Annotated in this window: 20 protein-coding genes; 6 read left to right on the top strand and 14 right to left on the bottom strand. The window is 57.7% G+C overall.

Going from position 1 to position 23,118, the window contains the following annotated elements; translation table 11 throughout:
• Positions 1-12 precede the first annotated feature (12 nt).
• The 7 genes from KK102_RS08975 to KK102_RS08945 all read right to left on the bottom strand — a co-directional run bounded on the left by KK102_RS08975 (position 13) and on the right by KK102_RS08945 (position 9,482).
• The gene (locus tag KK102_RS08975) at positions 13-1,146 is read right to left on the bottom strand and encodes a Gfo/Idh/MocA family protein (protein ID WP_032646810.1); all 1,134 of its coding nucleotides are present in this window, start codon (positions 1,144-1,146) and stop codon (positions 13-15) included.
• Positions 1,147-1,154: 8 nt separating this feature from the next.
• On the bottom strand, positions 1,155-2,183 hold the full coding sequence (locus KK102_RS08970; protein WP_028014045.1) for an ABC transporter permease: 1,029 nt from the start codon (positions 2,181-2,183) through the stop codon (positions 1,155-1,157).
• Between the two features lie 11 nt (positions 2,184-2,194).
• Positions 2,195-3,742 carry a sugar ABC transporter ATP-binding protein gene (locus tag KK102_RS08965; RefSeq protein WP_216357408.1) on the bottom strand — a complete coding sequence of 516 codons (1,548 nt, stop codon included), beginning with the start codon at positions 3,740-3,742 and terminating at the stop codon, positions 2,195-2,197.
• 48 nt (positions 3,743-3,790) lie between these two features.
• The gene (locus KK102_RS08960) at positions 3,791-4,720 is read right to left on the bottom strand and encodes a sugar ABC transporter substrate-binding protein (RefSeq protein WP_023308788.1); all 930 of its coding nucleotides are present in this window, start codon (positions 4,718-4,720) and stop codon (positions 3,791-3,793) included.
• Positions 4,721-4,751: 31 nt separating this feature from the next.
• The gene (gene iolG / locus KK102_RS08955) at positions 4,752-5,738 is read right to left on the bottom strand and encodes an inositol 2-dehydrogenase (protein WP_216357407.1); all 987 of its coding nucleotides are present in this window, start codon (positions 5,736-5,738) and stop codon (positions 4,752-4,754) included.
• Between the two features lie 301 nt (positions 5,739-6,039).
• Positions 6,040-7,965 (bottom strand): 3D-(3,5/4)-trihydroxycyclohexane-1,2-dione acylhydrolase (decyclizing), encoded by a 1,926-nt coding sequence (gene iolD / locus KK102_RS08950; RefSeq protein WP_126544266.1) that lies wholly within the window; start codon positions 7,963-7,965, stop codon positions 6,040-6,042.
• A gap of 11 nt (positions 7,966-7,976) precedes the next feature.
• Complete coding sequence (locus KK102_RS08945; RefSeq protein ID WP_126544265.1) at positions 7,977-9,482, bottom strand: CoA-acylating methylmalonate-semialdehyde dehydrogenase; 1,506 nt, start codon at positions 9,480-9,482, stop codon at positions 7,977-7,979.
• A gap of 292 nt (positions 9,483-9,774) precedes the next feature.
• On the opposite strand from KK102_RS08945, the gene KK102_RS08940 reads away from it, so the two are divergent.
• Positions 9,775-10,605 carry a MurR/RpiR family transcriptional regulator gene (locus KK102_RS08940; RefSeq protein WP_008502123.1) on the top strand — a complete coding sequence of 277 codons (831 nt, stop codon included), beginning with the start codon at positions 9,775-9,777 and terminating at the stop codon, positions 10,603-10,605.
• Positions 10,606-10,670: 65 nt separating this feature from the next.
• Here KK102_RS08940 and KK102_RS08935 read toward each other — a convergent pair whose 3' ends face one another.
• Together KK102_RS08935 and KK102_RS08930 are read right to left on the bottom strand one after the other, a co-directional pair.
• Positions 10,671-11,342, bottom strand: a complete 672-nt coding sequence (locus tag KK102_RS08935; RefSeq protein WP_126544264.1) for a restriction endonuclease subunit S domain-containing protein — start codon at positions 11,340-11,342, stop codon at positions 10,671-10,673.
• On the bottom strand, positions 11,330-12,646 hold the full coding sequence (locus tag KK102_RS08930) for an N-6 DNA methylase (protein ID WP_216357406.1): 1,317 nt from the start codon (positions 12,644-12,646) through the stop codon (positions 11,330-11,332). The genes KK102_RS08935 and KK102_RS08930 overlap by 13 nt, the downstream gene beginning before the upstream one ends.
• Positions 12,647-12,798: 152 nt before the next feature.
• Between KK102_RS08930 and KK102_RS22385 the strand changes: the two genes are divergently transcribed.
• Positions 12,799-13,044 carry a helix-turn-helix domain-containing protein gene (locus tag KK102_RS22385; protein ID WP_126544262.1) on the top strand — a complete coding sequence of 82 codons (246 nt, stop codon included), beginning with the start codon at positions 12,799-12,801 and terminating at the stop codon, positions 13,042-13,044.
• A 19-nt stretch (positions 13,045-13,063) separates the two neighbouring features.
• Entirely contained in the window at positions 13,064-13,882 is an 819-nt protein-coding gene (locus KK102_RS08920) for a hypothetical protein (RefSeq protein WP_216357405.1), read from the top strand.
• A 190-nt stretch (positions 13,883-14,072) separates the two neighbouring features.
• On the opposite strand, the gene guaA is transcribed toward KK102_RS08920, so the two are convergent.
• On the bottom strand, positions 14,073-15,650 hold the full coding sequence (gene guaA / locus KK102_RS08915) for a glutamine-hydrolyzing GMP synthase (RefSeq protein WP_216357404.1): 1,578 nt from the start codon (positions 15,648-15,650) through the stop codon (positions 14,073-14,075).
• A gap of 67 nt (positions 15,651-15,717) precedes the next feature.
• On the bottom strand, positions 15,718-17,184 hold the full coding sequence (guaB, locus tag KK102_RS08910; RefSeq protein WP_216357403.1) for an IMP dehydrogenase: 1,467 nt from the start codon (positions 17,182-17,184) through the stop codon (positions 15,718-15,720).
• A 158-nt stretch (positions 17,185-17,342) separates the two neighbouring features.
• On the opposite strand from guaB, the gene xseA reads away from it, so the two are divergent.
• From xseA to KK102_RS08895, 3 genes are read left to right on the top strand one after another with little or no spacing between them, the layout of a single operon-like run.
• Entirely contained in the window at positions 17,343-18,716 is a 1,374-nt protein-coding gene (xseA, locus tag KK102_RS08905; protein WP_070533430.1) for an exodeoxyribonuclease VII large subunit, read from the top strand.
• A 58-nt stretch (positions 18,717-18,774) separates the two neighbouring features.
• Positions 18,775-19,794, top strand: a complete 1,020-nt coding sequence (locus KK102_RS08900) for a M4 family metallopeptidase (RefSeq protein WP_216357402.1) — start codon at positions 18,775-18,777, stop codon at positions 19,792-19,794.
• Positions 19,795-20,145, top strand: coding sequence for a protealysin inhibitor emfourin (locus tag KK102_RS08895; RefSeq protein ID WP_024908659.1), 351 nt, complete (start codon positions 19,795-19,797; stop codon positions 20,143-20,145).
• Here KK102_RS08895 and KK102_RS08890 read toward each other — a convergent pair.
• Genes KK102_RS08890 through KK102_RS08880 form a run of 3 tightly spaced genes read right to left on the bottom strand, consistent with a single transcriptional unit; the run spans position 20,142 to position 23,051 of the window.
• Positions 20,142-20,363 carry a zinc ribbon domain-containing protein gene (locus KK102_RS08890; RefSeq protein ID WP_216357401.1) on the bottom strand — a complete coding sequence of 74 codons (222 nt, stop codon included), beginning with the start codon at positions 20,361-20,363 and terminating at the stop codon, positions 20,142-20,144. The genes KK102_RS08895 and KK102_RS08890 overlap by 4 nt on opposite strands.
• Positions 20,364-20,413: 50 nt before the next feature.
• The gene (locus KK102_RS08885; RefSeq protein WP_216357400.1) at positions 20,414-21,448 is read right to left on the bottom strand and encodes a Gfo/Idh/MocA family oxidoreductase; all 1,035 of its coding nucleotides are present in this window, start codon (positions 21,446-21,448) and stop codon (positions 20,414-20,416) included.
• A 58-nt stretch (positions 21,449-21,506) separates the two neighbouring features.
• Positions 21,507-23,051 carry a peptide MFS transporter gene (locus tag KK102_RS08880; protein ID WP_216357399.1) on the bottom strand — a complete coding sequence of 515 codons (1,545 nt, stop codon included), beginning with the start codon at positions 23,049-23,051 and terminating at the stop codon, positions 21,507-21,509.
• Positions 23,052-23,118: the final 67 nt, after the last annotated feature.

Below are 23,118 nucleotides of genomic sequence, written 5' to 3'. Positions count from 1 at the left end.
GTTGATACCTCATCAGACAATGTCGTTCACGTTCAGCCAGCGGCCTTCCCGGTGCGAGAGCGCGATCGCGTCAAGCACGCGCGACACCTTCCAGCCCTCTTCGAAGTCAGGCCACATCGGCGCGTCGGCGGCTATCCCGTCCACCAGATCGCGCACCTCCACCGTTTTTTGATCGTTAAAGCCAATCCCGTGGCCCGCGCCCATGCAAAACGCGGCGTAGTCGGGGTGCGCAGGGCCGACGAGTAAGGTGCGGAACCCCTGACGGTTCACCGGATCGTCATGCAGATAAAGCTTCAGCTCCGCCATGCGCTCCTGGGTGAAGCTGATGGCGCCTTTCGTGCCGGTAATGACGTACGACAGCCCCATCTTGCGGCCGCAGGCAACGCGGGAGGTTTCAATCACGCCCTGCGCCCCGCCCGCGAAGCGCACCATCGCGTGGGCCTGATCCTCGTTTTCGACGGCGACCATGTCCGACGAGCCGGCCTTCGCCGGGCGCTCCGGGACCACAATCTTCAGATCGCCGCAGACCTGCTCGATCTCCCCGACCAGATACTGGGCCATGTTGACGATATGCGCCGCCAGGTCTCCCAGCGCCCCCAGCCCGGCGGTCTCTTTGAAGCAGTGCCAGTGAATGGGCGAGCGCGGGTCGGCCATATAGTCTTCGTTGTGGGTACCGTAGAAGTGGATCACCTCGCCAATCTCGCCGCGGGCGATAATCTCCTTCGCCAGCTGCGCCGTCGGGTTCTTCATGTAGTTGAACCCCACCAGCGTTTTCACCCCGGCCCGCTTCGCGGCGTCGACCATCTCGCGCGCGTCGTGGGCGTTAAGCGCCAGCGGCTTCTCCGAGTAGACGTGCTTGCCGTGGCGGATTGCCTCCAGCGCCATCTCCTTATGCAGATGATTGGGTGAGCAAATATCCACCACGTCAATCGCCGGGTCGGCCACCAGCGCCCGCCAGTCGCCGGTGGAGCGGTTGAAGCCAAACGCCTGCGCGCGCGCTGCCGCCAGCTCCGGCGTGACTTCGGCCACCATCTCGCGCACCAGCCTGCCGCGCAGGTTGAACACCGTCGGGGCCTGGGCATAGGCGATAGCGTGCGCCTTGCCGATATATCCGGTGCCAATTAATCCAATACGAACCTCTTTCATTGCGATCCTCACAGTGCGCCGCGACGGCTTTTGGCATAGGTATCAAACGCCACCGCCAGAACGATAATTAATCCGGTGATAATTTGCTGGTAGTAGGCCGAGACGTTCATCAGCACCAGGCCGTTAATCAGAATCCCCATGATGATGGAGCCGATAATGGTGCCGCCGATACGCCCGTAGCCGCCCATCAGCGAGGTGCCGCCAATCACCACCGAGGCGATGACGCGCAGCTCAAAGGAGATCCCGGCCACCGCCTCGGCGCTCCCCAGGCGCGCGCTCAGGATGAAGCCCGCCAGCCCCGCCAGGCAGCCAATCAGCACGTAGACGCTGACCAGCACGCGCTTGACGTTCACCCCTGCCAGGCGCGCCGCCTCCGGGTTGCCGCCGATGGCGTAGACGAAGCGGCCCCAGCGGGTTTTATGCAGCGCCAGATAGCCGCCGACGGCGACGATGGCGAAGATCCAGATCGGAATGGAGATACCGAGCAGCTCCCCGCGCCCCCACCAGCGGTAGCCAGGGTCGAAACCGGCGATCGGCGCACCGTCGTTAATCACCAGCGTCAATCCGCGCCAGATGGTCATCCCGCCGAGGGTCACGATGAACGGCGGCAGGCGCAGGCGGGTCACGCCCAGACCGTGCAGGAAGCCAATCGCCGTGCCCATCGCCAGACAAATCCCCAGCCCAATCAGCCAGCTCATGCCGCCCCAGGCGTTCGGGTCGACGGTGGTGAAGTTGTCGCCTTTGATCACGTACGCCGCGGTCATGGCGCACACCGCCAGAATGGAGCCCACGGAGAGGTCGATTCCGGCGGTCAGAATAACGAAGGTCATTCCCACGGCCATGATCCCGTAGATGGACACTTCTGTCAGGATGTTGAAAATATTGCGTTCAGAGAAAAAGTTGCTGTTCTGCGACTGGAAGAAGATCAGCAGCAGGATCATGAAAATCAGCACCCCGAAGCGCTCGAAGAAGGCAATGGGATCGATGCGTCCGGCGCGTTTGACCGGGGCCTGCGTTTTAGAAATCATCTGCGTCATGAGAAACTCCGTTATGCCGCGTTCAGGGCGTTGTGGTTGATGGCCATCATCGTCATCAGGCGTTCTTCGTTAGCGTCGTCACCGTGGATCTCGCCGGTCACCCGGCCTTCACTGAGGGTAATGATCCGGTCAGACACCGCCATCACTTCAGGCAGATCGGAGGAGATCACGATCACCGCCACGCCCTTTTTCGCCATGTCAAACAGCACCTGGTGCACTTCCGATTTGGTCCCCACGTCAATGCCGCGCGTCGGCTCATCAACGATCAGCACCCGCGGGTTGAGCGCCATGCAGCGCGCGAGGATCACTTTTTGCTGGTTGCCGCCGGAGAGCTTGCGCACCTCCTGCGCGCTGTTGACCATTTTGATCTGCAGCGCCTGGCGGTAGGACTCGATCAGATCGTCCTCTTTGCGGGTATTCACGAACCAGCGCCACTGCAGCAGCGAGGAGAGACTGGAGAGCGACAGGTTGTCGCGAATCGACAGCCCCAGCACCGCCCCCTCTTTTTTGCGATCTTCCGGCACCAGCGCCACGCCCTGATCGAGCGCATACAGCGGGTCGCGCGGCTGGTACGGCACGCCGTCCAGCTCAAAGCTGCCCGAGGTATACGCGTCTGCGCCAAACAGGCAGCGGGCCACCTCAGTGCGTCCCGCGCCCACCAGCCCGGCAATGCCTAAGACCTCCCCGGCGTGGACGTGGAAGCTGATGTCGTGCAGGGCGATGCCGTGCGGATCCAGCGGCGGCTTTTCGCGGCTCAGCCCCTTTACCGCCAGGCGGACGGGTTTGTCTTCATGGTGGGTTTCGCTGGCGGGGCGACGGTTAAAGGCCACGTCGCGTCCGACCATCAGGCGGATCAGCTGTTCGACGTTGGTCTCCGCCACCGCGCCGGTGCCGGTGAAGCGGCCGTCCTGGAAAACGGTGAAGCGATCGCAGAGCTGGAAAACTTCGTGCAGACGGTGGGTGACATAGATAATGCTCACGCCGCGGTTCTTCAGCTCGCGCACCACGCGGTGCAGGCTTTCCACCTCGCTGTCGCTCAGCGCGGCGGAAGGTTCGTCCATAATGATGAGCCTGGCGTTGAGGGTCAGCGCCCGGGCGATCTCCACCATCTGCTGCTGGGCCACGCTCAGACGGGCAACAGGCGTGGTCGGCGCAACGTTCAGCTGCAGATAGTCAAGAATGACCTGCGCCTCCTGGTTGACCGCCTTTTCGTCGACGATCAGGTTACGTTTACGCGGCTCGCGCCCGAGAAACATGTTTTCCGCGACGGTCATGTTGGGCAGCAGGTTGAATTCCTGATAGATGGTGATAATGCCCTTGTTCTGCCGTTCCACCGGGGAGTCGTCCACCGGCAGCGTTTCGCCGTTGAACCAGATATCCCCGCGGGTTTGCGGCTGCGCCCCCGCGAGCGCCTTCAGCAGCGTGGATTTACCCGCCCCGTTTTCCCCCAGCAGGGCGTGGATCTCGCCCGCGCCGACGGTCAGCTGGGCGCTGCTTAACGCCCAGACGCCGGAAAAGCTTTTTGCCAGGTCGGTCACTTTCAGTAAGGGTTGCGACATCGGTCTGCTCCTCCTCATGATGAGCCGCCAGAGGCGGCTCGGGACATATCAGTTACCGGCCTCACCGATACGCTCAGCCTGCTGCAGGTTCTCTTTGGTGATCAGCGTCGGCGGGTAGTCGGCCCCGGTGATGGCTTTCTTCTCGCGCACGTTGGCCACCAGCTGGCTCATCGCCGTCTGCACCGCAAAGCCCGGACGCTGGTCCGCCGTCACCGCCAGCCAGCCGTCGCGCACGCGGGCCAGCGCTTCCGGCACCGCATCAAACCCGGTCACGAGGATTTCGCCCGGCTTCACGCCCTGGCTCTGCAGCGCTTCAATCGCGCCCAGCGCCATATCGTCGTTGGCGGAGAGGATCACCTGCGGGCGCTTCGGCAGCGAGGGCAGCACGCTTTCCACGATGCGCATCCCTTCAGAACGCATCCAGTTGCCGGTCTGATCGGCGACGATCTTGTACTTATCCCCGCCCGCCTTCAGGCTGTCGCGGATCCCTTTAGTGCGTTCGATGTTGGAGGAGGAGCCCGGCTGGCCGGTCAGCAGAATGATGTCCGCCCCGTTGGGGAATTTGGTTTTGACGAAGTCGCCAATCGCCTGGCCGCCCTTGTAGTTGTTGGCGCCAAAGTGCGGCACCTTCTTCTGGCTGTCGACGGAGCGGTCAAGGGTGACCACCGGCAGCTTCGCATCCTGAATTTCATCCACCGCGCTGGAGACCGCGTTCACGTCGTTCGGGGAAACGATAAAGCCCTGCGCCCCGCGGGTAATGGCGTTTTCAAGGTCAGCCACCTGCTTCGGCGAGCTGCCCTGCCCGTCCAGCACCTGAAGCTTCACGCCCATCTCTTTTGCGGCTTTCACCGCCGTGCGCTGCATGTGAACTTCAAACGGCATGGCCAGGTTTGGCGTACTGAAAACAATTTGCTCGTTTTCGGCGAGGGCGGCCCCGGACGTCATGGCGATGAGGGCGGCTACGATCAGTTTTTTCATTATTATGTCTCTCTGTGTAGGGTTGTGGTGTTTAGAGGACGATCTCGCGCTGGCTGCGCAGCGACTCCAGCGCTTTATCCGCGAGGTACAGCGCACGTTCACCATCATCGCCGCTGCAGTCAGGCACCGCTTCGCCGCGCAGGACCGCGACAAAGTGTTCCCATTCCGCGGCGTAAGCGGATTTGTAGCGCTGCAGGAAGAAGTGTTCCGGCAGCGCGCTGGTGCAGCCCTGTTTGCCGTAGTGCTGCACCTGGTTTTCCAGAATGTTGCCCGCGCACAGCAGCCCTTCGGAGCCGTGCAGCTCCAGGCGCTGGTCGTAGCCGTAAGATGAACGGCGGCTGTTAACGATGGTCGCCATCGCGCCGGAGGCATATTTCAGAACGATAAACGCGGTATCGATGTCCCCCGCCTCGCCAATCGCCGGATCGACCAGGTTGCTGCCCTGGGCGTACACCGACACCGGCTCTTCGCCCATGATGAAGCGGGCCATGTCAAAGTCGTGAATGGTCATATCGCGGAACATGCCGCCGGAAACGCGCACGTATTCCGCAGGCGGCGGAGACGGGTCGCGGGAGATGATCAGCAACGATTCCGGCTTGCCGATGCGCCCGGCCTGCGCGTCGGTTTTCACGCGGCGGAACTGCGGGTCAAAGCGGCGGTTAAAGCCGATAAACAGCGGCACGTCATACTCTTTGACCACCTTCAGGCAGTCGCGCACGCGGGCGAGGTCAAGATGGACCGGCTTTTCGCAGAAGATGGCCTTGCCGTGGCGGGCGGCCATTTCAATCAGGTCGGCGTGGGTATCGGTGGCGGAAGCGATCAGCACGGCGTGAACGTTAGGGTCGGTCATCGCCTCCTCCAGGCTCTGCTGGCGGGCCTGATACTGGGTGGCGAGGCGGGCGGCAAATTCCTGATTCGGGTCAACCACGGACCAGAGCGTGGTCGCGCCGTGGCTGGCGATGTTAGCTGCATGTACCTGGCCAATTCGGCCAGCGCCCAGTAAAGCAATGTTAAACATAACGGCTCCCGGTGTTGGTGAATGCTGTGAACTAACGACCCTATAAATAAAACATTTATTTCATTTTTATAAATAGTGAAAATTATATTTTTGAGTGTGGGTTAACACTTTTGAGATGAATGAGATAAATTTTGTTATCAATCTCACAACATGGGAGGACGTACAGCAGCTCCCCTCACCCCGGCCCTCTCCCCAGAGGGGCGAGGGAGAAAAGAGTGCAGCACAGCATCCCCTCTCCCCTTTGGGGAGAGGGTTAGGGTGAGGGAAAAATGAAATGAAAATTTCGTTACGACGGAAAAACTTAATACTGACGGGCTTTTTTCACCTGCGCCTGCGTTTGCTCCGCGGCTTTACGCACGGCAGATGATTCCGCCACCTGCGCATCGCCGGTTCGCCACCAGGAGGCGTAGTCGTGGGTCATGGTCTTCGGCAGCACCTTGATGTCCAGCAGCGTCGGGCCCGGATGCGCCCGTGATGCCTCCAGCGCCGCCAGCAGGCTCTGCTCGTCGTGCACCCGCCACGCGCGGCAGCCGTAGCTCTCCGCGTTTTGCGCAAAGTCGACCTTCACCAGCGGGCCGTCAAGCCGTCCGGTTTCCGGGTTGCGATGGCGGTTTTCCGTGCCAAAGCTGCCCATGCCGTGCCCCATCTGCAGGTTGTTAATGCAGCCGAAGCTGGCGTTATCAAACAGCAGAACGGTGATCTTAATCCCCTCCTGAACCGCGGTTTGCAGCTCGGAGTGCAGCATCATGTAGGAGCCATCCCCCACCATGGCATAAACCGGCTGCTCGGGTCGGGCAAGCTTCGCGCCGATGGCTGCCGCAATCTCATAGCCCATGCAGGAGTAGCCGTACTCCAGGTGATAGCTGTCCGGCGTTTTGACCTGCCAGAGGCGCTGTAAATCCCCCGGCAGCGAACCGGCCGCGCCCACCACGATGGCGTTATCTTCAATATGCTGGTTGATCAGCCCCAGCACCCGCGTCTGGGTCAGGCGGGTGTTGAGCGTCTCGCCGTACTCCGCCAGCTGCGCGTCCAGGTGCCCCGCCACTTCGGGCGCGTCGTCAGGACGCCACTGGCGATCCCACAGGCGACGGCACTCGTCGCGCCAGGCGGATTTCGCCTCAGCGATCGTCTCTCCCCAGCCGCTGCGGTAATCACCGAGCGCGTGGGTCAATGCCTCGAGTCCGGTTTGAGCGTCGGCAATCAGCGCCGTGGCGTCCAGCTTCAGGGCGTCAAACTCGGCCACGTTCAGCAGCAGGAATTCCACGTCCGGATGGGAAAAGAGCGCCTTGGAGCCGGTGGTAAAGTCGGTCAGGCGCGTGCCGATGCCAATCACCAGATCGGCCTGTGGCGCGAGCTGGTTGGCCGCCATTCCGCCCGTCACCCCTACGCCACCGAGGTTAAGTGGGTGGTCACTTACCAGCGCCCCCTTTCCGGCCTGGGTTTCGGCAAACGGCAGCTGCAGCGTCTCGACAAAGTCGCGAAACGCCTCATGCGCGCCGGAATAGCGCACCCCGCCGCCGCACACCACCAGCGGACGACGCTTGCGGGCGATCAGCGCCCGCGCCTGCGCCAGTCGCTGCGGATCGGGCGGACGACGCTCGATGTGGTGCACGCGACGCGCGAAGAAGCTCAGCGGGTAATCCCACGCTTCCCCCTGCACGTCCTGCGGCAGGCAAATCGTCACCGCACCGGTATCTGCCGGGTCAGTAAGCGTTCGCATCGCGCTGAGCATCGCGCTCATCAGCTGCTCGGGGCGGTTAATGCGGTCCCAGTAGCGGGAGACCGGACGGAAACAGTCGTTGGTGCTGATGCTGAGGTCGTGATACTGCTCAATCTGCTGCAGCACCGGGTCCGGCTGGCGGCTGGCGTAGATATCGCCCGGGAGCAGCAGCAGCGGGATACGGTTCGCCGTGGCGGTTGCCGCCGCCGTGACCATATTGGCGGCGCCCGGCCCGACGGAGGAGGTGACGGCAAAGATGCGCTGACGACGGTGCTGTTTGGCAAATCCCGTCGCCATATGGGCGATGCCCTGCTCGTTACAGCCCTGCATCACCTGCAGATGGCCGGGATCCTGCTCCAGCGCCTGGCCGATACCCAGCACGTTGCCGTGTCCAAAGATGGTGGCGACGCCCTCGACGAAGGGCGTTTCGTGGCCATCCACGCTAACGTACTGTTGATTAAGGAACCGGACCAGCGCCTGGGCCATGGTCATACGTTCGGTTTGCATAAAACCTCCTGTCAGCCCAGCGTCGGCATGGAGAACGCAGCGCCTGTCTCCTGCTGCATTTCCGGCCAGCGCGCGGTGATGGTTTTCATTCGGGTGTAGAAACGCACGCCGTCGCTGCCGTGGACGTTGAGCGCGCCGAAGATGGAGCGCTTCCAGCCGCCGAAGCTGTGAAACGCCATCGGCACCGGGATCGGCACGTTGACGCCCACCATGCCCGCCTGCACCTCTTCGCAGAAGCGACGCGCGCAGCCGCCGTCGCGGGTGAAGATTGCCGAACCATTACCATATTCATGGCGGTTAATCAGGTCCACCGCGCTGGCGTAATCTGCTACGCGCACCACAGAAAGCACCGGGCCGAAAATTTCTTCTTTATAGATGGTCATCTCCGGGGTGACGTTATCGAACAGCGTCGGTCCGACGAAATAGCCCTGCTCGTGGCCCTTCACGCTGAAGCCGCGGCCGTCCACGCGAAGTTTTGCCCCCTGCGCTTCCCCGCTGTCGATGTAGCCCAGCACTTTGCTGCGGTGCGCGGAGGAGATGAGCGGCCCCATTTCGTTTTCCGGGGTCTGGTCCAGCCCCGGCCCGACGCGCAGCGCGGCAATCTGTTTTTCGAGCCGGGCGCAGAGGTCATCGGCGGTGTTATCCCCCACCGCCAGCACCACCGAAAGCGCCATGCAGCGCTCGCCCGCCGCGCCGTAGGCCGCGCCCATGATGGCGTTGGTCGCCATCTCCATGTCGGCATCCGGCATTAAAATGCAGTGGTTTTTCGCGCCGCCCAGCGCCTGACAGCGCTTACCGTAGGCGGACGCGGTCTGATAGATGTATTCCGCAATCGGCGTGGAGCCGACAAAGCTCACCGCCTGCACACGCGGGTCGGTCAGGAGCACGTCAACGGACTCTTTATCGCCCTGCACCACGTTGAAGACGCCGTCCGGCAGGCCGGCCTCTTTCAGCAGCTGCGCCAGCGCGAGCGCGAGTGAAGGGTCTTTTTCCGACGGCTTCAGCACGAAGGTATTCCCGGTCGCCAGCGCAATCGGGAACATCCACATCGGCACCATCGCCGGGAAGTTAAACGGCGTGATCCCGGCGCAGACCCCGAGCGGCTGCATCAGCGAGTGGCTGTCAACGCCGGTCCCGACGTTCGCCGAGTGTTCGCCCTTTTGCAGATGTGGAATACCGCAGGCAAACTCCACCACTTCCAGGCCGCGGGTCAGTTCGCCCACCGCGTCGGAGAAGACCTTGCCGTGCTCTTCGCTGATGAGGCGGGCCAGGCGATCCATGTTCTCTTCCAGCAGCGCCTTGAAGCGGAACATCACGCGCGCGCGCTTAAGCGGAGCATGACGCGCCCATGCCGGAAACGCCTGCTGCGCGGCGGCAATCGCCTGCTCCGTTTCCTGCGCCGTACTCATCACCACCTGGCGGATCTGCTCGCCGGTGGCCGGGTTGAAGATCGCCTGAACGCGCTGGCCTGAACCGGTGACACATTCGCCGTGAATAAAATTCGCTACCGTCTCCATCCTTAACCTCTCGCTGTTGATACGTGACTGTGACCTGAACACTGTGTACTGATCACTATATATGAAACAAATATTCCATTTTAAGTTGAAATAAAATAAATGGTGATTATTGTGATCAAGGATGGATTTTTATGTTAACAGCCAGCACCACTGACGCCGCGTGCGCTATTAAGGGATTTCGGGCGAGGAAATGACTGAAGCTTCTGTTTCATTTTTGCTGCCAGATGGATGGCCGACATTTAAAAGACGCGGTTTTGCGTTTAGAATCATATGACTGTATTTGGGGGATAAGATGACGACAGCAACCAGCCTGAACGAACTGCAGCAGCAAATCCGCGATCGCTACGATAGCCTGAGCAAGAGGCTGCAGCAGGTCTCACGCTACGTGCTGGACAACACCAACAGCGTGGCCTTCGATACGGTTGCCGTCATTGCCGAGCGCGCCGACGTGCCGCCGTCAACGCTGATCCGCTTTGCCAACGCCTTTGACTTCACCGGCTTCAACGAAATGAAACAGCTGTTTCGCATGAACCTGGTGGAGGAGACCGCCAGCTACAGCGATCGCGCCCGGCTGTTCCGCGAGATGGAGAGCGAGGCCGTGCCGGAAACGCCGCTCGATATCCTGCAGGAGTTTGCCCGCTCGAACGCGCAGGCGCTGCAGCAGCTGGCCGCTCGCGCCGAGCCGGAGATGCTGGAGCGCGCGGTACAGCTTTTGGCCGACGCCGATACCATCTACATCGCCGGACTGCGCCGCTCCTTTAGCGTTGCCGCATACCTTACCTATGCACTGAGCCATCTGGAGTGCCGCCCTATCCTGCTCGACGGCATGGGCGGGATGCTGCGCGAGCAGATCAGCCGCATTAAGGCGCGCGACATCGTGGTGTCGATCAGCTTCTCGCCGTACGCGGAAGAGACGGTGATGGTTAGCGAAACCGCCGCCAGCGTCGGCGCGCGGCAGATTGTGATTACGGACAGCCAGATTAGCCCCCTGGCGACGTTCAGCGATCTCTGCTTTGTGGTGAAGGAGGCGCAGGTGGACGCGTTTCGGTCTCAGTCGGCGACGCTGTGCCTGGTGCAGTCGCTGGTGGTGGCGCTGGCGTATCGGTTGGGTGAGGGGAAATAAGGTGATCCCCCTGCAAATACAGAGGGTTTAGTGATTAATTCAGCAGGAGATTATTTCCTCACTTTTTAGTAACTATTAGCAGTACAAACCCAACGCTGCATAAGCTCCTCAGAATGACGATATGCCTGAGCAGCCAACCTCACAGACTCCGATATCACTGTTCTTTGCTGAATCAATGACTCCGGAATTGGCATTGAGAGTAACACTGATGCATCGAAGCGCGGGTGGTGTCCGCCTTCTTGCGCAGCACAGAGTGCATTTTGAACCTTATCTGATAAAAGATAGGGAACTAAAAAATCAAGTGGTTCATCGGTTAGTGACCGTAAAACAAAAAATTCTGTCGAGCAAGCTAGCTCGTAGTTGTTAAATCTCTTTGCAAAGCCTTCATCAACTATGGCGACTTGCCTTAAGTAAGGTCTCAGTCTGGAAATCAAAACGTCGTTCTGTTGAAAAATTTTCTTTGTACTACCAATATCTTTAGCAGCAGAGGGTTGCTTTTTACCAATTACAAATCCCTCTCTTACATCAGACGTATCAAGAACGACAAACTCTCGCCCTTCTGAAGACCTGGATGCAGGATTGATCGTTTTTTTGACCACCTGCGCTATTTCGCCAATCGTAATTGATGCTTTATCTGAGCCATCGTTCGTTAATGTTCGTCTGGGATCGTAGCGTTCGGGAGAAAGTATTTTACCCCGAGCCAAATTTTTGACAGGAACGATTGTTATGCTTGCCATGAATACTCTCCAAACTCAAGGCCTTCATCTTTGCGGAATTTATTAAACGCGTCTAATATTTCATCGAAATCGTGATCAATCCGCGCCCAGTTATCGTTATGTTGAGTGTGATCGGGTCTTAAGATATTCCTTCCTTTTTTATCTTTACCGTCACGGTCACTCACAGCGAAGAAAATATTTTCGCCAACATCACCTACAGCCCCTACCGCTCTTTTCTGGAGAAATAATATACTTGTTTTCTGATGGGTATGAGGCAAAAAGGTATTGCGCCCGAGTCCTACAACTGCAAGTATCCGGCATTTCTTAAGGAGCCATTTCCTGTTTTCACTAAATTCCATCCCTGAGAATTTATTATGGGGAAGTACCATTGCCATTCGCCCACCGGGCCGGAGAAGATCAACACATCGCTCAATAAACAGCACGTCGCGTTCAATCCTGTTTTTCCCACGACCGGCGTCATACTTATCAAGTATATGTTGCTCGAGCACCTCGCCAGCGAATGGCGGATTGGTTAAAATAATATCAAATCCTTTATGATTCCTGAGGCGCGCGCGCGTGATATCTTCTACCGTAAGGAAACTTCCATCGGGGGAGGTAAATGAAGAACCGTTCGTTCCGGATCGAACCAAACTGTTAAGCCTTACTACATTGCTAACACCATGACCTGCAAGAATCATTAATGCCTTCGCAACCTTAATTGCTTTGGGATCAATATCAAAGCCCCACAATTTTGTTGAGCAGTAACTATTCAACTCAATCGAAGAAAGTGCATTATTTTTACGAATAAAATCTAAACTATTAAACAAAAAGCCACCTGATCCACACGCGGGATCAAGAACGGTTTCTCCTGGGCTGGGCTCCAGCATGCGGACGCAAAACTCTATTACGTAGCGAGGAGTGAAGTACTGGCCCTTATTACCCTTAGCAGATTTTGAGACCATAAATTCGAAGAAGCTATCCAAAACGTCAAGCCCATTTTCCGAAATTTTATGATCTTTCAGGGCATTTACACATATGTGAAGGTGTTCGTCTGTCAGATTTGAGATCACCTCACTTTCAAATAGCCCCGACCATTTTTTTTGAGCTTGATTCAACAGACTATTAAATCGTGTCGCAGTTTCCCTCTCCGTCTCGTAAGTGCGAAACTCAATAGAGTCCGGGTAAAACTCACTATAGATCTTTGCTATAAGAAGTTTGAAAACTTCCTCAAACTCATCCTCACCGGAATTTGCAAGAACAAGTTCCTCAAGGCGTAAAAACAGTGACTCTAAATTTCCAGAATGATTAGCGTGTCGCTTTGCCATGTGCAGCCTCCAGTTGACTGGACAACAGTACCATTCATCGACGATCGTCACAATAAAAATAATTATACCATTTTGGGTTTTTTAAAATACTGCTGCATGCTTCTCATTGAAAAGCTACGCTTTTTAAAAAACGGACAGGTACCGGGCGCAAAATGAAATCAGCTAATAATCCCATTTATATCGAATTCATCGCCAGACTCAGGGCTTGCAGGAGGGCTAAAAATCTCACGCAGGCGGACCTGGCAGAAATGCTGAATCGGCCTCAGTCATATGTATCCAAAGTGGAAACATGTGAGCGCAGGATTGATGTTATTGAGACTTTTTTCTGGTGTTCAGCCCTTGGCGTCGAGATAAGTAGCGTCTTGCCTCCATCTCTTTTATCAGCTCGCACAGTTTAGCGAAAACAGAGGGCATAATATGGTTTTTGAAGGAACGGGATTAAGCCGACAGCGTCTTGCGGCTCTTAAGCAGGAGTTACTTCCACTTATTGGAACTCAGTTTGACACCCTCATGCTCCCATCGGCAGTGCTTAGCGCTTTTGAACCCTCGCAAATAGGTACTATTGTTGGTTCGCTGATGGATGCGCTAATTCCCCATTTGGACAATATTCCACAAGTTGGTCTCAGCAAACACGCAGGTCTTCTTGGCGAACGGGAAGGGTATCCCGACTATATACACGCCTCTGGATTACGCGTAGAGCTAAAACTCTTGTATGTTGACAATCCAAATCTCACGATGAAACGCCCCCCTACCCGCAGGGAACCATCGGCCCGGCTTACGCAAAAAGTGACAGTTAAAAACGTCATCCCTGACAGAGATGCATTGCTTATCATCGCCTACCAGCTCAACCCCCACTGGAATAACCCAGGAGCGGTCACTCCTACTATTGTCGATCTGGATGTTTTCTCCGTAATCGAGCTTGTCAGAGCGAGAGATGACAGACTGACTAATGCGGGTGGTAGATGGTTCGGTAATTATGAAACACCATGCGTATTAAGCCGTATTGGAAAGGAAAAGTACCGACAAAATTTACCTCTCTCGATCAATTCTTATGGCCGAAAAGAGTCCGAGGGCAAAGATTACAATGAGGATACCAACTTTGGTAAGCTTAAACGAATTCCTCATGCAGACCTTCAGCTCTTTCTAAGAAAATGCATCGGTATTGGAGTTGGCATGTCAGAAAGACAAGTCAAAATTGCTGAGATATTTGAGGATGATGAGGATAGTTTGGTTTAGCGCTCTTCATCAGCGATTAGCATGAAATGCAGTACAGCTCACCAATGCTGGATATCGGCCAGCATATGCCTTCAAGGGCAAGGCGCAACATAGAAAAATCATTTATAAAAATTAAAGAAAAACCCTCTGTAAAAACAGAGGGTTGATTGCAGTTTTACCTGTTTCTGAAAACTCAGGAAGGGTTATCGGCTTATTCCCACTCGATCGTAGCCGGTGGCTTACCGCTGATGTCATACACCACGCGGGAAATACCGTTCACTTCGTTGATGATGCGGTTAGACACGCGGCCTAAGAAGTCATACGGCAGGTGGGCCCAGTGCGCGGTCATGAAGTCGATGGTTTCAACCGCACGCAGGGAAACAACCCAGTCGTACTTACGACCATCGCCCATGACGCCGACGGAGCGAACCGGCAGGAACACGGTGAACGCCTGGCTCACCTTGTTGTACAGGTCAGCTTTGTGCAGCTCTTCGATGAAGATCGCGTCCGCGCGACGCAGCAGGTCGCAGTACTCTTTCTTCACTTCGCCCAGCACGCGCACGCCCAGACCCGGACCCGGGAACGGGTGACGGTAGAGCATGTCGTACGGCAGACCCAGTTCCAGACCGATCTTACGCACTTCGTCTTTGAACAGCTCGCGCAGCGGTTCAACCAGACCCATCTTCATCTCTTTCGGCAGGCCGCCAACGTTGTGGTGAGATTTGATGACATGCGCTTTACCGGTGGAGGAGGCCGCAGACTCGATCACGTCAGGATAGATGGTGCCCTGCGCCAGCCATTTGACGTCGTCCAGCTTCAGCGCTTCTTCGTCGAACACTTCCACGAACACGCGGCCGATGATCTTACGCTTCGCTTCCGGATCGTTCTCGCCTTTCAGCGCGTCCAGGAAGCGCTGCTCGCCTTCTACGTGAACGATGTTCAGACCAAAGTGGTCGCCGAACATATCCATAACCTGCTGGGCTTCGTTCAGACGCAGCAGGCCGTTATCCACGAAGACGCAGGTCAGGTTTTTGCCGATGGCGCGGTGCAGCAGCATCGCGGTCACGGAGGAGTCCACGCCGCCGGAGAGGCCGAGGATCACTTTGTCATCGCCAACCTGCTGACGGATACGCTCAACGGCGTCGTCGATGATTTTTGCCGGGGTCCACAGGGCTTCACACTGGCAGATGTCGCGCACGAAGCGCTCCAGCATGCGCATACCCTGACGGGTATGGGTCACTTCCGGGTGGAACTGCACGCCGTAGAAACGTTTTTCTTCGTTCGCCATGATGGCAAACGGGCAGCTCTCGGTGCTGGCAACAGTCACGAAGTCAGACGGGATAGCGGTGACTTTGTCGCCGTGGCTCATCCACACGTCCAGCAGCGGTTTGCCGTCTGCGGTCAGGGAGTCTTCGATACCGCGCACCAGCGCGCTGTCGTTAACCACTTCAACCTGCGCATAGCCGAACTCGCGCTCGCTGGAGCCTTCTACGTGGCCGCCCAGCTGCATGGCCATGGTCTGCATACCGTAGCAAACGCCGAATACCGGCACGCCAGCTTCGAATACGTACTGCGGCGCGCGCGGGCTGTTTTCTTCGGTGGTGCTTTCCGGGCCGCCGGACAGGATGATGCCGCTTGGATTGAATTCGCGAATCTGTGCTTCCGTGACATCCCACGCCCACAGTTCACAGTAAACGCCCAGTTCACGTACGCGACGCGCCACCAGCTGAGTGTACTGAGAACCGAAGTCCAGGATGAGAATGCGATGTTTATGAATGTTTTCCGTCATTGACGCTAATTCCGAGGCAAGTGAAACAAAAACAGAGCGCCCGGCAGAAGCCGGGCGCGGAAATTAATCAGGAGCCCAGACGGTAGTTCGGGGACTCTTTGGTGATCGTCACGTCGTGAACGTGGCTCTCCTGGATACCCGCACCGCTGATGCGTACGAATTCCGCTTTAGTACGCAGCAGGTCAATGGTACCACAGCCGGTCAGACCCATACAGGAGCGCAGGCCGCCCATCTGCTGGTGGATGATCTCTTTCAGACGGCCTTTATAGGCAACGCGACCTTCGATACCTTCCGGCACCAGTTTGTCAGCGGCGTTATCGGTCTGGAAGTAACGGTCAGAGGAACCTTTGGACATCGCGCCCAGGGAACCCATACCGCGGTAAGATTTGTAAGAACGGCCCTGGTAGAGTTCGATTTCACCCGGGGATTCTTCGGTACCGGCCAGCATAGAGCCTACCATCACCGCCGCTGCGCCCGCAGCGATCGCTTTCGCGATGTCGCCAGAGAAGCGGATACCGCCGTCAGCGATAACCGGAATACCGGTCCCTTCCAGCGCTTCAACCGCGTCAGACACGGCGGTGATCTGCGGAACGCCCACGCCGGTCACGATACGCGTGGTACAGATAGAGCCAGGACCGATACCCACTTTCACCGCGCTGCAGCCAGCGTCAGCCAGCGCACGAGCGCCTGCGCCAGTAGCTACGTTACCGCCGATGATCTGCAGGTCAGGGTATTTGGCACGGGTATCACGGATACGCTGCAGAACGCCTTCGGAGTGGCCGTGAGAGGAGTCAATCAGCAGGACGTCAACGCCCGCGGCAACCAGCGCGTCAACGCGCTCTTCGTTACCGGCACCTGCGCCAACCGCAGCGCCAACGCGCAGACGGCCACGCTCGTCTTTACAGGCGTTAGGCTTACGTTCTGCTTTCTGGAAATCTTTAACGGTGATCATGCCGCGCAGGTGGAAGTTGCTGTCAACAACCAGCGCTTTTTCAACGCGTTTTTCGTGCATTTTTGCCAGCACCACGTCGCGGGTTTCACCTTCGCGAACGGTAACCAGACGCTCTTTTGGCGTCATGTACACGCTGACAGGCTGGTTCAGGTCAGTCACGAAACGCACGTCACGACCGGTAATAATACCAACCAGCTCGTTCTCTTCGGTCACCACCGGGTAACCGGCGAAGCCGTTACGCTCGGTCAGGGCTTTCACTTCGTGCAGGGTGGTGGTTGGCAGAACGGTCTGTGGGTCGGACACGATGCCGGATTCATGTTTCTTCACGCGGCGAACTTCTTCCGCCTGACGTTCGATAGACATGTTTTTGTGAATAAAGCCAATGCCACCTTCCTGTGCCAGGGCAATTGCCAGGCGCGCTTCAGTCACGGTGTCCATTGCCGCAGAGAGCATAGGAATGTTCAGGCGAATGGTTTTCGTCAACTGCGTGCTGAGATCGGCAGTATTCGGCAGAACGGTGGAATGAGCGGGAACGAGGAGGACGTCGTCAAACGTCAGTGCTTCTTTAGCGATACGTAGCATGGGCAATATCTCTGACCTGGGTGGTTAAATATTGCCGTGGCATTATACAGAGCGTAACCGATTGCATCTACACTTTTTTATAAAAAAGCTTGCGATTGCCTCTCAGCAGGTTACTATCGACTGAATAACTTGCTGATTTAGAATTTGATCCCGCTCACATGTTATCCTCTCAATCCCCCTCAATTTATACCGTCAGCCGCCTTAATCAGACGGTGCGTTTGCTGCTTGAGCAGGAAATGGGGCAGGTCTGGATCAGCGGTGAGATCTCTAACTTCACGCAGCCCTCCTCCGGCCACTGGTACTTTACGCTAAAAGACGATACCGCCCAGGTGCGCTGTGCGATGTTCCGCAACAGCAACCGCCGCGTGACGTTCCGTCCACAGCACGGCCAGCAGGTTCTGGTGCGCGCCAATATCACCCTCTATGAGCCGCGCGGTGATTATCAGATTATCGTCGAGAGCATGCAGCCTGCGGGCGAAGGTCTGCTGCAGCAGAAGTACGAACAGTTAAAGGCTAAGCTCTCGGAAGAGGGACTTTTCGACCAGCAGTTCAAAAAGCCGCTGCCCTCCCCTGCCCACTGCGTGGGGGTCATCACCTCGAAAACCGGTGCGGCACTGCACGATATTTTGCACGTCCTGAAGCGTCGCGATCCTTCCCTGCCCGTCATTATCTACCCGACCGCCGTGCAGGGTGACGATGCGCCGGGCCAGATTGTGCGCGCCATAGCGCTGGCGAACGCGCGTCAGGAGTGCGACGTCTTAATCGTCGGACGCGGCGGCGGCTCGCTGGAAGACTTGTGGAGCTTTAACGACGAGCGCGTGGCGCGGGCAATCTTTGCCAGCCTTATCCCCGTGGTGAGCGCCGTCGGCCACGAAACGGACGTGACGATCGCCGATTTTGTCGCGGATCTCCGCGCGCCGACGCCGTCCGCGGCGGCGGAAGTGGTCAGCCGCAACCAGCTGGAGCTGCTGCGTCAGATCCAGAGCGGCCAGCAGCGTCTGGAGATGGCGATGGACTACTACCTCGCCAACCGGACCCGGCGCTTTACCCAGCTTCATCACCGTCTACAGCAGCAGCACCCGCAGCTGCGCCTGGCGCGTCAGCAGACCGTACTGGAGCGCCTGCGCCAGCGCATGAACGTGGCGATGGACACCCAGATCAAGCGCGCGGTGTCGCGCCAGCAGCGCGTGACGCAGCGTCTGAACCAGCAGAACCCGCAGCCGAAAATTTATCGTGCGCAAACGCGGATTCAGCAGCTTGAGTACCGTCTGGCGGAAACTCTCCGCGCGCGACTGAGCGCCACCCGCGAACGCTTTGGCAATGCGGTGACCCACCTTGAAGCGGTCAGCCCTCTCTCCACGCTGGCGCGCGGCTATAGCGTGACGACGGCAACGGACGGCAAGGTGCTGAAGCAAACCAAACAGGTGAGTACTGGTGATGTGCTGACGACGCGTCTGTCGGACGGCTGGGTAGAAAGCGAAGTGAAATCAATTAAACCGGTGAAAAAGACGCGTCAGCGTAAAACCGGATAATTCTTCGCCGGTTACTTACTATACTGCTGCTATTCCCTTTTTTAATAAGGAGAGCAGCATGCCCCATCTTCATAGCGTTATTCCCCCGTATATTCTTCGCCGTATTATCGAAAGCGGTTCCGAACCGCAGCAGCGCTGTGCCCGCCAGACCTTAACCCACGTCCAGACGCTGATGGCCCATATGCCGGGCAAACCCGCCGCGCCGCACGTGAATAAAGCTGGACAGCTGGAGCGGGATATCTACGACGCGAAGCAGACCCAGGAGCTGCCGGGCACGCAGGTGCGTTATGAAGGTCAGCCGTCGAACGGCGATGTGGCGGTAGACGAAGCCTACGAGTATTTGGGTATTACCCATGATTTCTTCTGGAAGGAATATCAGCGCGATTCGCTCGATAACAAAGGGCTTATTTTAACTGGCACCGTTCACTACGGTCGGGAATATCAGAACGCCTTCTGGAACGGTCAGCAGATGGTATTTGGCGACGGCGACGGGGAAATATTTAACCGCTTTACCATCGCCATAGACGTCGTGGCGCATGAGCTGAGCCACGGCGTGACCGAGACCGAAGCCGGGCTTATCTATTTTGAGCAGTCCGGCGCGCTGAACGAGTCGCTGTCGGACGTGTTTGGCTCACTGGTGAAGCAGTACCATCTGAAGCAAACCGCCGATAAAGCGGACTGGCTGATTGGTGAAGGGCTGCTGGCGGCGGGAATTAACGGCAAAGGGCTGCGCTCAATGTCTGAACCCGGCACCGCCTATGACGATCCTCTGCTCGGCAAAGACCCGCAGCCTGCGCACATGAAAGATTTCATTAAAACGCGCGAGGATAACGGCGGCGTGCATCTGAACTCCGGCATCCCTAACCGGGCATTTTATCTGGCCGCGACGGCGATCGGCGGCTACGCCTGGGAAAAAGCGGGTTATGCCTGGTACGACACGGTTTGCGATCGCAATCTGGCGCAGGATGCAGATTTTGAGGCCTTCGCAAAACTGACGATCGCGCACGGAGAGAAACGCTCCGGCGGCGACGCTGGTGCGGCCATTAAACAAGCCTGGGAACAGGTGGGAGTGTTGTAAATGCAGGTTCCGGAACTGACGGATGACGCCGTGGTTGAGCTGGCCCGGGAAGGCGGCGTCGCTTTTATTCCCAAGCTGAGCGGCCAGCGCACCATCGCGCTCTCCTCGCTCAATGAGGCCCAGCGCCAGCGCCTGGTGAGCATCCTGGAGCAGGCCTTTCCGCGCGGTCAGCCGCCGGGACAGGCCTCGTCACCCGGCAGCGGCGACCAGCGCTATTTCCGCATCCAGATTATCTGGACCGGGCAAAATCAGGCGCACTACGCCGATATCATCGTGCTGGTGCCGGAGCAGGAAGCGCCCGAGTCGCTGGTCGAGCTGTGGAAGAAAGGCGAAGGCTGCGTGTGCGATTAACCTTCGGCCCGAACAAACTCCACGCGTTTTTTAGAGATAAGACCGTGGCCGTTCTGGCAGAAATAGTCCACCGCCCCGCAGGCTTTTAAGACCTGGAGTGGCTGATGGCACTCCGGGCAGCGGGCTTCAAGCGCAATATCCTTATTACAGTTCTCGCAGTGTGCCACCCCGTTCAGGGGCTCAAGCGGCGCATGGCAATCCGGGCAGGTAATCGTCATGGTGACTCCTTCAAAGCGTTGAGGTCTGCGATAATTTTACCACGTTGCGTTCAGTGCGGGCCACGCAGCTGTTGCTGCAAGGTCAGCAGCAGCTCAACTTCCTCGATTCGGCGACGCGTCGTGCGGCTCACCTCGTGCGGATCCCGCTCAAACAGGCTGTTGGCGCCCAGGATCTGCTCTGCAAGACAGTGCTCGTAGATCGAGCCGGGAATTGTCCAGCATTGGCGCGTGTCGCCATCGATCATCTTCAGCACATCTTCAGCGCCGCGCCGGTCGTAGCTGATGGTCCGCCCGTCGCGCAACCAGAGCCGTAAGCCTTTTTGCCCGCCTGTAGGTCCCGCGTATTTGTTAAGCCAGATATCCACCGGCACGCCGCTGATGCGGCCCTGCAGATGCGCCTCGCCCTCCGCCGTGGTCAGGTCGCCTTTTGCGATAGCGCGGCCCAGGCGGTCTTTAGCCGTCACCACCTGTAACGTCATCTCATCATTCCCGCCCAGATAGCGCACCGTTTCGCGCAGCATCGCGAGCACGTGCGTACCGATATCCAGAATCACGCCGTCCGGGTGGCGAAGCGTACGCGCGTCCGGTTCGCCGGTAGCAAAATTAAGCGCGATGGGCTCCCCTGCGGCGTTAACTCCGCTCGGTTCCTGCAAAAAGCCATCGATTTTGACGATGTCAAAGATGCTGCCAACCAGCGACCGCTTCACCGTTTCGATACGCGCCATCCAGTGATCGAGCGCCAGCACGCGGGATGCGGCGTCGGGGGTCGCCAGCAGCGCGTTGAGCTTTTCGATTTGGGCAAGCGTGGCGACGATCGGTTTTTCAACCACGATGCGGGAAACCGATGAGGCGAGAGCGTATTCAAGCACCTCAAGATGGTGCAGTGAAGATGTGGTAATAAACAGGGTATCAAGCGGCCGGGAGAGAAGTTTAGACAGCGTGGCGCAGCGCGTTACCCCCTCCGGCTGTTTTACGGGCTGGATATCAAAGCCTAAACAGTGAGGGAGATTATCAAAGCATTTTCGTATTGCGGGCAAGTAAGCCGTTTCAACGACTGCGCCAAGACCCACAAACCCTAACAGCATATTCTTACCTCGTTGAGTAAATTGCCGGGGCATAACGCCGCCCCGGCAAGCTCGAGGTTTATGAGGCGTTAGCTGCCGGTTTAGTCTGCGCATTTTCCAGCATGCGGCGTACCGGAACAATGAGGACGATCAGTACCGCGGCACAAATCAGCAGCGCGACGGAGCAGCGCGCAAAGAGATCCGGCAGCATATCCAGCTGGTCGGCCTTCACGTGGCCGCCAATCAGGCCCGCCGCCAGGTTACCCAGCGCGCTGGCGCAGAACCACAGCCCCATCATCTGGCCGCGCATTCTTTCCGGCGCAAGCAGCGTCATGGTCGCCAGGCCAATCGGGCTCAGGCACAGTTCGCCGAGCGTCAGCATCAAAATGCTGCCCACCAGCCAGAACGGTGATACGCCCGCCCCACCGTTACTCAGCACGTTTTGTGCCGCCAGCATCATCAGGCCAAAGCCCGCTGCGGCACACAAAATACCGATAACAAACTTGGTGATGCTGCTCGGGCGAATGTTCATGCTCGCGAGCTTCGGCCACGCCCAGCTGAACACCGGTGCCAGCAGGATGATGAACAGGGCGTTGATTGACTGGAACCACACCGCCGGGATTTCAAAATCGCCGATCATGCGGTTAGTGTAGTCGTTGGCAAACAGGTTGAACGAGGTTGGCTTTTGCTCAAACGCAGACCAGAAGAACGCGGCTGAGACCAGCAGGATAAAGCAAACCAGCAGTCGGGCGCGCTCTTTGCGGTTCAGGCCCGCAAAGATGAACAGATAGATAAAGTAGAGCGCGACGGAGGCGGCAATCACATACACCAGCACGCTGGCAACAGCCACCGGGTTAATCACAATGACGCCCTGCGCAATCAGCGTCACGATAGCTGCCACGCCGACGGCCAGCGCCAGCAGCCATGCGCCCACGCCGTTGCGCTTCACCACCGGGCTGTTCCAGGTGGAGTCGAGACCGACTTCGCTGTCATAGCGTTTCATTGCCGGAACGGCAAACACGCGGAAGATAATCAGCGCCACCAGCATCCCGATACCGCCGATACCAAAGCCCCAGTGCCAGCCGTGAGTTTTAATCAGCCAGCCGGAAATCAGCGGCGCGATAAACGAGCCCATGTTGATGCCCATATAGAACAGCGAGAAACCGCCGTCACGACGCGCGTCGCCTTTTTTATACAGGGTACCGACCATTACCGAGATACAGGTCTTGAACAGGCCAGAACCGAGCACGATGAACATCAGGCCGATAAAGAACAGGTTGTCGCCCATGATGGCCGACAGGGCAATCGACAGGTGACCGAGCGCAATCAGGATCGAACCGTACCAGACGGCTCTCTGCTGACCGAGCCAGTTATCCGCCAGCCAGCCCCCCGGCAGCGCGGCCAGGTACATGGTACCGGCAAAGATACCGACAATCGCCGAGGCGTTTTCACGCGCCAGCCCCATGCCGCCGTCATAAACGGTCGCAGCCATAAACAGGATCAGTAGCGGACGAATGCCGTAAAATGAGAAACGTTCCCACATCTCGGTGAAGAACAGTGAACCGAGTGGATACGGGTGGCCGAAGAACGTTCGGCTCTCTTTTGGATTAACAGAGGATTGCATAATTCTCCCGAAAGGTATGTGTCGTGCTTGTAAACACCAGCAGGTACGCCGGTCAGTTACGTATCTG

Source organism: Enterobacter quasimori, from assembly GCF_018597345.1.
Taxonomy (GTDB): Bacteria; Pseudomonadota; Gammaproteobacteria; order Enterobacterales; family Enterobacteriaceae; genus Enterobacter; species Enterobacter mori.
The sequence above is the reverse complement of the archived record's forward strand: the minus strand, read 5'-3'. Positions and strand labels throughout refer to the sequence as shown.

What these genes read in the sequence shown, in the direction of transcription:
- xseA (WP_070533430.1), top strand. Translation starts at nt 17,343, where the DNA reads ATGTTATCCTCTCAATCCCCCTCAATTTATACCGTCAGCCGCCTTAAT.
- guaB (WP_216357403.1), bottom strand. Translation starts at nt 17,184, where the DNA reads ATGCTACGTATCGCTAAAGAAGCACTGACGTTTGACGACGTCCTCCTC.
- iolG (WP_216357407.1), bottom strand. Translation starts at nt 5,738, where the DNA reads ATGTTTAACATTGCTTTACTGGGCGCTGGCCGAATTGGCCAGGTACAT.
- KK102_RS08970 (WP_028014045.1), bottom strand. Translation starts at nt 2,183, where the DNA reads ATGACGCAGATGATTTCTAAAACGCAGGCCCCGGTCAAACGCGCCGGA.
- KK102_RS08960 (WP_023308788.1), bottom strand. Translation starts at nt 4,720, where the DNA reads ATGAAAAAACTGATCGTAGCCGCCCTCATCGCCATGACGTCCGGGGCC.
- KK102_RS08930 (WP_216357406.1), bottom strand. Translation starts at nt 12,646, where the DNA reads ATGGCAAAGCGACACGCTAATCATTCTGGAAATTTAGAGTCACTGTTT.
- iolD (WP_126544266.1), bottom strand. Translation starts at nt 7,965, where the DNA reads ATGCAAACCGAACGTATGACCATGGCCCAGGCGCTGGTCCGGTTCCTT.
- KK102_RS08900 (WP_216357402.1), top strand. Translation starts at nt 18,775, where the DNA reads ATGCCCCATCTTCATAGCGTTATTCCCCCGTATATTCTTCGCCGTATT.
- guaA (WP_216357404.1), bottom strand. Translation starts at nt 15,650, where the DNA reads ATGACGGAAAACATTCATAAACATCGCATTCTCATCCTGGACTTCGGT.
- KK102_RS08975 (WP_032646810.1), bottom strand. Translation starts at nt 1,146, where the DNA reads ATGAAAGAGGTTCGTATTGGATTAATTGGCACCGGATATATCGGCAAG.
- KK102_RS08965 (WP_216357408.1), bottom strand. Translation starts at nt 3,742, where the DNA reads ATGTCGCAACCCTTACTGAAAGTGACCGACCTGGCAAAAAGCTTTTCC.
- KK102_RS08940 (WP_008502123.1), top strand. Translation starts at nt 9,775, where the DNA reads ATGACGACAGCAACCAGCCTGAACGAACTGCAGCAGCAAATCCGCGAT.
- KK102_RS08945 (WP_126544265.1), bottom strand. Translation starts at nt 9,482, where the DNA reads ATGGAGACGGTAGCGAATTTTATTCACGGCGAATGTGTCACCGGTTCA.
- KK102_RS22385 (WP_126544262.1), top strand. Translation starts at nt 12,799, where the DNA reads ATGAAATCAGCTAATAATCCCATTTATATCGAATTCATCGCCAGACTC.
- KK102_RS08885 (WP_216357400.1), bottom strand. Translation starts at nt 21,448, where the DNA reads ATGCTGTTAGGGTTTGTGGGTCTTGGCGCAGTCGTTGAAACGGCTTAC.
- KK102_RS08890 (WP_216357401.1), bottom strand. Translation starts at nt 20,363, where the DNA reads ATGACGATTACCTGCCCGGATTGCCATGCGCCGCTTGAGCCCCTGAAC.
- KK102_RS08935 (WP_126544264.1), bottom strand. Translation starts at nt 11,342, where the DNA reads ATGGCAAGCATAACAATCGTTCCTGTCAAAAATTTGGCTCGGGGTAAA.
- KK102_RS08895 (WP_024908659.1), top strand. Translation starts at nt 19,795, where the DNA reads ATGCAGGTTCCGGAACTGACGGATGACGCCGTGGTTGAGCTGGCCCGG.
- KK102_RS08880 (WP_216357399.1), bottom strand. Translation starts at nt 23,051, where the DNA reads ATGCAATCCTCTGTTAATCCAAAAGAGAGCCGAACGTTCTTCGGCCAC.
- KK102_RS08920 (WP_216357405.1), top strand. Translation starts at nt 13,064, where the DNA reads ATGGTTTTTGAAGGAACGGGATTAAGCCGACAGCGTCTTGCGGCTCTT.